The organism is Pseudoalteromonas sp. Z1A6, from assembly GCF_011378745.1.
GTDB lineage: Bacteria > Pseudomonadota > Gammaproteobacteria > Enterobacterales > Alteromonadaceae > Pseudoalteromonas > Pseudoalteromonas arctica.
Map to the genome: position 1 here is coordinate 1 of NZ_WTKW01000554.1, position 1651 is coordinate 1651.

At 33.1% G+C, this 1651-nt stretch carries 2 protein-coding genes; both read left to right on the forward strand.

What is annotated here, in order from left to right:
- Positions 1–378, forward strand: a 378-nt coding sequence (locus GQR46_RS19410) for a glycosyltransferase (RefSeq protein ID WP_165742175.1), incomplete at its 5' end; no start/stop codon positions are given.
- On the forward strand, positions 375–1508 hold the full coding sequence (locus GQR46_RS19415) for a glycosyltransferase family 4 protein (RefSeq protein ID WP_165742176.1): 1134 nt from the start codon (positions 375–377) through the stop codon (positions 1506–1508). The genes GQR46_RS19410 and GQR46_RS19415, both read left to right, overlap by 4 nt.
- Positions 1509–1651: the final 143 nt, after the last annotated feature.

The following is a 1651-nucleotide window of genomic DNA, read 5'->3' on the forward strand; positions in this document are numbered from 1 at the left end:
AAAAATGCAGATTTTTTTATATTACCTTCAAGTTTAGAAGGCTTTCCTAATGCATTAGTAGAAGCTATGGCTTTAAAAAAAGCTGTAATAAGTACTAATTGTACTGATGGTCCTAGTGAGATTCTAAAGTTAAATCAGCTTATTCCTGCTGAAGAGTATGTTGAAACTGAGTACGGGATAATGATTAACGTTAAGGACAAAATAGGCTTATCGAAAGCTATACGCAACTTAAGTCTTAATGAAAGTTTAAAAAATAAATTAGCTGAAAAAAGTTACTTAAGAGTTCAGGATTATTCCCCAGATAAATTTCGCGATAAATTTGTAGAAATTATAGTAAATACATTAGCAAACAAAAATAATGAGAAGCCATTGATATGAACAATATTCGTTTAGCTTTTTTAGGCGGTCGTGGACTTCACTCAAACTATGGTGGGGTAGAGAATGCTATTAGAGAAATTTCAGATGTAATTAGTCAGAAAGAAAATACGCAAGTTACTGTTTATGGAACAAAAACGGAAGGCTTTGATAACGTAAATCAAGAAACTAAAAAAAATATACAAACAGTAAATTGTCCAAGTTGTATTTATAAAAAGCTAGGGCAACATGGAATTATTTTTTGGTGTGTTTTGCACTTAATATTTGTAAGTAGACCAAATGTCGTTTATGTATTTGCTTCAGGACCTTGTATTTTTACACCCTTACTGCGTTTAAGCGGAATAAAAGTAGTCTCGAGCCTAAGGGCTATTGATAGCGCAAGAGATAAGTGGGGGGTTGTTAGTCGAAATATTTTACGCATGGGTGAATATTGTGCTTGGCGTTTTGCAAATGTATTTACGGCGAATAGTAAAGAAATGATTGAGATCTATAGTAAAAATAGAGCTGATGCATTGTTTGTTCCAAACGGTGCTAAATCAATTAACGTAGACGCTGCAAATACGCTCAGCAAATATAATTTAATCCCTAACGAATATATGTTATTTGCTGCAAGGATTGACCCTGTAAAAAGATTACATCTTTTGATTAATGCACATAATAATTTATCTCAAAACCATAGAATGAAATTAGTTATTGCCGGAGGAAACTCTAAAGACCCGCAGTACCTAAATAATCTGATGAGTGATGCAAATGACAACATTTTATTTGTTGGACATTTAGGGCAACAAGAGTTAGAAGCTTTATTGAAAAACTGTAGAGCTTTTATATCGCCATCAATTTTAGAGGGCATGTCTAACAGTATACTTTCTGCAATGATAAATGGTAAAGCCGTTTTAGCCGCCGACATTAAAGCTAACACTGATATTATTGATGATGATCGGGCAGTATTTCCTGCAGATAATTTAGACTTATTGCAGTCTGGCCTTATGAAAATATCTAATGATAAAGATTTTTGTTTAAATCTTGGTGTTAATTTAAAGGAGCATGCACAAAGTAATTTTTCTTGGGAAAGCACCGCTAATAAATTTTACGACGCAGCTATGGCGTGTATTAACCCAAAAGATGCTAGCTAAATATGTGGACGATTATAGCTCTTATAGTAGGCTTAAGTTTTTTTTATATAACCGCAACTAAAGGGGCTAAACTTAAAAATAGCAGTTTATTATTTGTAGGTTTGGCTATTTGGTTGAGGTATTTTCTCTCTGCTTTTCATGAG